A 6,012-nucleotide genomic window follows, 5' to 3' on the forward strand; every position below is an offset into this window, starting at 1 on the left:
GCTCGTTCACGCGTTTACCGCGTAGCGTTCCAAGCGGTAATCAAAGCTGGTCAATACGCTTACCGTGACCGTCGTCAGAAGAAACGTCAATTCCGTGCTCTATGGATTGCGCGTATCAACGCTGGTGCACGTCAAAACGGTTTATCGTACAGCCGTATGATCGCTGGCTTGAAAAAAGCTCAGGTTATCATCGACCGTCGCGTACTTGCTGACATCGCTATGCATGACGCAGTTGCGTTTGCAGCTCTAGCTTCTAAAGCTAAAGATGCGTTGGCTGCATAAGTCTTTATGACTTAGAAAAAAGACCGCTTTTAGCGGTCTTTTTTTATGCTTAAATGAAATCAGTGGGATCTTTGATTTTTTTAAATCATTTATTTATTGATTTGGTGGAGATTAAGTCTCCACCAAGCCAAAGTGATTATTTATAGACAATATATTTTATTAAAGCCCGAAATAGTAGCCAATCAAACAGATCACAATCGTGATCAGAATCAGTTTGATCACACTTGAAGCACCGGTTTTATGGTGACTTTGTGGTCGTTCGGCTTTAGAGACTTTGACTGCGCGATCTTCAGTATTCATGCCCGCAAAAGGATCAGGCGCCACTTTAGGAGTAAGTTGTGCAGTTTTATAATGATTGGCCACTTTCACAATAAACTTGGCACTGATTTCATCAATTTTTTGCGCAAAGTGGCGCAGGTTTAATTGCTGCTCCGGATTTAGTACCTGACCATCATCATTATAAGGGTGTTGAATCTTAGTCTGAATAAAATCACTTAATGCATCCAGACGATATAAGGTCTGATGAGCATAATCAGATGAATAATCCGTTGGAATCAAAGCTAGGTGACTCGGATTTTCTGAGTGAGACTGAATCGTTGGGGTAGTACCGTAATAAGGCAATCCAGTATAAGCAGGCTCAGTAAATCCTTGAGCTAAATGGTGTGCAAATAATTCCTGTTCAGTATAGGAATGAATATCATCCCAGTTTGGTTGTACCAGATCAGTATCAATTCTTTTAGCCAGTTTACTGTTCAGTTCATAACGCCAGAATACTTCATGACGTAAAGGTGACTTCTGAGCTTCTGGTGCTTCATAATCATTATCAGCGGTATACCATTCAGCCAGCTCCTTACCGATCATCCAGGCGGTTTTACCTTGAGCATGATGACTGATAATCACATGAGCCAAAGGAACCAGCTCGACATTGGCATTAGGGTTATTTTCATCTTCCAGCAAGTGTGAAGAATGCAGGCTAATACGACGAACACCTTGTTTTTTCAGGCCTTCAAGCCAGATTTGAAAGTGCTGTGCCAGTAAATGCTGGGAAATCAGATCACGAAAAGTTAAATGGTACTGATTAAAAATGGAGTGATTCAGCCAGCGGCTGAAACTGAGATCCTGAGTTAAAAACTCATTGCCATAAGTGACGAGGGTCAGTTGCTGTTTCCAAATTTGATCGAGTGCCATAGTGATTTGATCTGATTGATATTATGTTTATCTTATACTTTTTATAATTCATGATGCTATTCTAATTTTCATTAAAAGCGCACTTCATCAACTCGCCTAAAAACTGTTAGAATATGGGGTTTTTTAAAAATATTTCTAACCTGTTGCTTTGAGAGTTACTATGTCACTGGAAGCCCTGACCACTGAAGCGCTCGCTGCGATTGCAGCAGCTCAAGACCTTGCTGCACTTGATCAAGTACGAGTGCAATTTACGGGGAAAAAAAGCCAGCTCGCGGAACAATCTAAGTCGCTGGGGAAAATGGATCCTGAACAACGTAAAGCGTTTGGGGCACAAATTCATGCAGTTCGTGAAGCTATCACGGGTGCTTTGACACAACGTCAGGCTGAACTGCAGAAAGCTGCACTAGAGCAAAAGCTTGCTAGTGAAACAATTGATATTACCTTGCCCGGTCGTGGCCAACAGGTGGGCAGCATCCACCCAGTGACCCAAGTACAAGAACGTATCTGTCAATTCTTTACCAAAGCAGGTTTTACAGTAGCGACTGGTCCAGAAGTTGAAGATGACTATCACAACTTCGAAGCATTGAATATTCCGGGCCATCACCCTGCACGTGCCATGCACGACACTTTCTACTTTGATGTAAACCATTTATTGCGTACGCATACTTCAGGTGTGCAGATTCGTACCATGGAAACCCAGCAGCCACCAATCCGTATTGTGTGTCCAGGCCGTGTATATCGTTGTGACTCTGACCAGACGCATTCACCAATGTTCCATCAGATCGAAGGCCTATACGTTGCTGAAAATACCAGCTTCGCTGAATTGAAAGGTTTATTGGTTAACCTGCTGAATGAATTCTTCGAAAAAGATTTGAAAGTACGTTTCCGTCCGTCTTATTTCCCGTTCACTGAGCCAAGTGCTGAAGTGGATATTATGGATGAACGTGGCAAGTGGTTAGAAGTTTTAGGTTGCGGTATGGTGCATCCAAATGTACTTCGCGCTGCGGGCATTGATCCCGACAAATACAAAGGCTTTGCATTTGGTTTAGGTGTAGAACGTTTTGCAATGTTGCGTTATGGCATTAATGACCTGCGTATGTTCTATCAAAACGATGTGCGTTTCTTACGCCAGTTTGCTTAAAGGATTTAAACCTCTCCCTGACCTCTCCTAAAAGGAGAGGGGGCTGTCCTTATGTGACTCAGGGTTCTCCCCCTTTGTAAAAAGGGGGAGTTAGAGGGGGATTTAAAAGATTAATTTATAGGTTTTAAAGAAATGAAAATTAGCGAAAATTGGCTGCGCACATGGGTTAACCCAGCCATCGATAGCGAAAAACTGTCTGACCAGTTGACTATGCTTGGTCTTGAAGTGGATGAAATTGCACCTGCGGCAAAACTGTTTACAGGTGTGGTTGTTGGTGAAGTCCTGACTGTCGAACAGCATCCAGATGCCGACCGTTTACGTGTTACCACTGTAAACATTGGTTCAGGTGAACCTCTACAAATCGTGTGTGGTGCACCTAACGTACGTGCGGGTATGAAAGCACCAGTAGCTACCATCGGTGCAGTATTACCAGGCGATTTTAAAATCAAGAAAGGCAAACTGCGTGGTGTTGAATCTCAAGGCATGCTATGCGGTGCTTCAGAAATCGATCTTGAAGATAAAATCGATGGTTTGTTAGAACTGCCTGCAGATGCACCGGTGGGTGTGAATGTTCGTGAATATTTAGACCTTGATGACAACGTGATTGATATCAGCATCACTCCGAACCGTGGTGACTGTTTCAGCATTCGCGGGATCGCACGTGAAATTGGTGTGATTAACCAGTTGCTGGTAACTCCACCTGAAATTAAAGAAGTAGCTGCAACCATCACCGATCAAAAGCAAGTCGTTGTTGAAACTCAAGGTTGCCCACGTTATTTGGGCCGTATCATCAAAAATGTAAATACCAAAGCACCAACTCCTGAGTGGATGGAACGTGCATTAGTCCGCGCTGGTATCCGTCAGCACAGCATTTTGGTCGATATCACCAACTATGTATTAATGGAACTGGGTCAACCTCTACATGCGTTTGATGGCGGTAAGGTTCAGGGTTCAGTACATGTACGTCAAGCGACTGCAGGTGAAAAGCTTGTTCTATTAAATGAACAGGAAGTTGAACTGCAAGATGATGTGATGGTAATCGCAGATGATGAAAAAGCATTAGCGATTGCAGGGATTATGGGGGGCTTGTCTTCATCAGTAACTGATGAAACCACTGAAATCTTCCTGGAATCAGCATTCTTTGCGCCATTGCATATTGCGGGCCGTGCTCGTCGTTTCGGTCTACATACTGATGCGTCACAACGTTATGAACGTGGTGTCGATTTCGAACTTCCTATGATTGCAATGCATCGTGCTTCTCAGTTGATTGCTGAGCTTGCAGGCGGTGAGTTTGGTCCAATCATTGTAGCTGAAAAAACAGAGCTGTTACCAAAGCGTGAAGCGATTGAGTTAGAACAAGCGCAAGTCGATCAACTATTAGGTTATACAGTTGAATCAGATTTCATTACAGATGCTTTAACGCGTTTAGGTTGTGAAGTGACTGTAAAAGCTGAAGGTCAGTGGTCAGTGATTCCGCCATCCCACCGTTATGACATGGCAATTTACCAAGACCTGATTGAAGAGGTTGCCCGTATTCACGGTTATGACAATATTCAAATCAGCTTACCGGTCATTGATGTGAAATTGGCGAAATATGAAGACCAATTCGAACTGACTCAGCTTCGTCAAACAGCCGTGACCTTGGGCTATCAGGAAGCGATCAGCTTCAGTTTTGCTGACCTGAAACTGGAAAAACAGTTAAATCCAGAAGTCAATCCATTGGCATTGGCTAACCCAATTTCAAGCGATTTGGCAGTGATGCGTTCAACTTTACTGTCTAGCCTGATTCCATGTGTACAGTACAACGTCAATCGCCAGCAGAACCGTGTACGTTTTTTCGAACTCGGTCTGCGTTTTGATTACCAGAATGCGGCTTCAATTCATGATCTGAAACAGATTCCAACTTTTGCCTTGATTGCTACTGGTTCACGTACGCCTGAAACTTGGCATGGTAAAGCACAGCCAATGGATTTCTTTGACTTCAAAGGTGACATTGAGGAAATTCTGGCAGCTGCGCGTCTGGATGTGGAATATGTACGTTCTGAACGTAGCTGGTTACATCCTGGTCAATCTGCAGAAATTTTAGTGAATGGTCAGTCAATTGGTTATTTAGGTCGTTTACATCCCTCACTTGAAGACGAACTCGATTTGGCGACGACTTGGGTCGCTGAATTAGATCAATCGGCTGTTTTGCAAACTTATGTATCTAATTTTACAGAATTATCACGTTTTCCATCGGTTCGACGTGATATTGCGCTTTTAATTAGTGATAAGATTAATGTTAGCGAAATTCAGGGACTTATCGAAAAAACAGGTGGAGAGCTGCTAGGCTCGACATGGTTGTTCGATGTGTACACTGGACAAGGAGTAGAAGAAGGGAAACGCTCACTGGCATTTGCACTTCTCTGGCAGCATCCAAGCCGTACACTGGAAGATGCTGAAATTAAATCAGGTATGGATAATATCCTTCAGGTGTTGGAAAACACTTACCAAGCGACATTGAGGGCTTCATGACAGCATTAACAAAAGCAGAAATGGCTGATCATTTAAGTGAGCTCACGAGTTTAAACCGTCGTGAAGCTAAACAAATGGTCGAGTTGTTTTTCGATGAGATTAGCCAAGCGCTAATCTCGGGCGAACAAGTAAAATTATCGGGTTTCGGTAACTTTGAGTTACGTGATAAGCGCCAACGTCCAGGCCGTAATCCGAAGACGGGTGAAGAGATTCCGATTTCTGCACGCCGTGTTGTTACGTTCCGCGCGGGGCAGAAGTTCCGTCAACGTGTGGGGAATGAGCAGATCAATTGATCTGCTTTTTTTTTATATCTAACATTTTTATTTTTTACATAAAAAAAGAGAGCCAAAGGCTCTCTTTTTTGTACTGAATAATCGTAAAGATTATTGAGCAGCAGCTTCAGAAGCAGCAGTAGCGTCAGCAGCAGCGTCAGTAGCAACAGCAGCAGCAGCGTCAGCTTCAGCAACAGCAGCAGCGTCAGAAGCAGCAACTTCAGAAGTAGCTTCTACAGCAGCAGCGTCAGCAGCAGCTTCAGCTTCAGAAGCAGCTTCTACAGCTTCAGATGCAGCTTGGTTAGCGTCAGCAGCAGCGTCGTCAGCTTTTTTAGCACAACCAACGAAAGCTAAAGTAGTAGCAACTGCAGCAGCAATAGCGATTTTTTTGAATAACATGGCATCACTCTCTAAAAAATTGAGATTAAAAAAAACCAAAGTCAGGCTGTAATATGCTTTTATTATTCCTAATAATGTTAGGGACTAACAACGCAGGAGCAGTCTAACTGGTCTGCAAATATGCTATCACTGCGCATTTTTAATTGCTACTAGGTGAGCATCAAAAACAGCGAAAAAACGATAAAAATTAAGGGTTTTTTAACAGAAAATAACAAT

6 protein-coding genes are annotated in these 6,012 nt (G+C 43.2%); 4 read left to right on the forward strand and 2 right to left on the reverse strand.

From position 1 onward, the window contains the following. A partial coding sequence (rplT, locus tag B3143_RS14665; protein ID WP_286741043.1) for a 50S ribosomal protein L20 occupies positions 1 to 282 on the forward strand: 282 nt, incomplete at its 5' end. A 159-nt stretch (positions 283 to 441) separates the two neighbouring features. Here rplT and B3143_RS14670 read toward each other — a convergent pair. After that, positions 442 to 1,470, reverse strand: coding sequence for a hypothetical protein (locus B3143_RS14670; RefSeq protein WP_005233930.1), 1,029 nt, complete (start codon positions 1,468 to 1,470; stop codon positions 442 to 444). Positions 1,471 to 1,630: 160 nt separating this feature from the next. Between B3143_RS14670 and pheS the strand changes: the two genes are divergently transcribed. The 3 genes from pheS to B3143_RS14685 all read left to right on the forward strand — a co-directional run bounded on the left by pheS (position 1,631) and on the right by B3143_RS14685 (position 5,418). Further along, positions 1,631 to 2,611: a phenylalanine--tRNA ligase subunit alpha gene (gene pheS / locus B3143_RS14675; RefSeq protein ID WP_005233932.1), complete on the forward strand. Its 981-nt coding sequence runs from the start codon at positions 1,631 to 1,633 to the stop codon at positions 2,609 to 2,611. Positions 2,612 to 2,743: 132 nt separating this feature from the next. Further along, positions 2,744 to 5,125, forward strand: a complete 2,382-nt coding sequence (gene pheT, locus B3143_RS14680; protein WP_286741047.1) for a phenylalanine--tRNA ligase subunit beta — start codon at positions 2,744 to 2,746, stop codon at positions 5,123 to 5,125. Continuing rightward, on the forward strand, positions 5,122 to 5,418 hold the full coding sequence (locus tag B3143_RS14685) for an integration host factor subunit alpha (protein ID WP_004783565.1): 297 nt from the start codon (positions 5,122 to 5,124) through the stop codon (positions 5,416 to 5,418). The genes pheT and B3143_RS14685 overlap by 4 nt, the downstream gene beginning before the upstream one ends. A 90-nt stretch (positions 5,419 to 5,508) precedes the next feature. Here B3143_RS14685 and B3143_RS14690 read toward each other — a convergent pair whose 3' ends face one another. Further along, positions 5,509 to 5,796, reverse strand: coding sequence for a hypothetical protein (locus B3143_RS14690; protein ID WP_005233936.1), 288 nt, complete (start codon positions 5,794 to 5,796; stop codon positions 5,509 to 5,511). Between the last annotated feature and the right edge of the window lie 216 nt (positions 5,797 to 6,012).

Source organism: Acinetobacter sp. UBA1496 (assembly GCF_002324975.1).
In the GTDB taxonomy this organism is placed as follows: Bacteria; Pseudomonadota; Gammaproteobacteria; order Pseudomonadales; family Moraxellaceae; genus Acinetobacter; species Acinetobacter variabilis.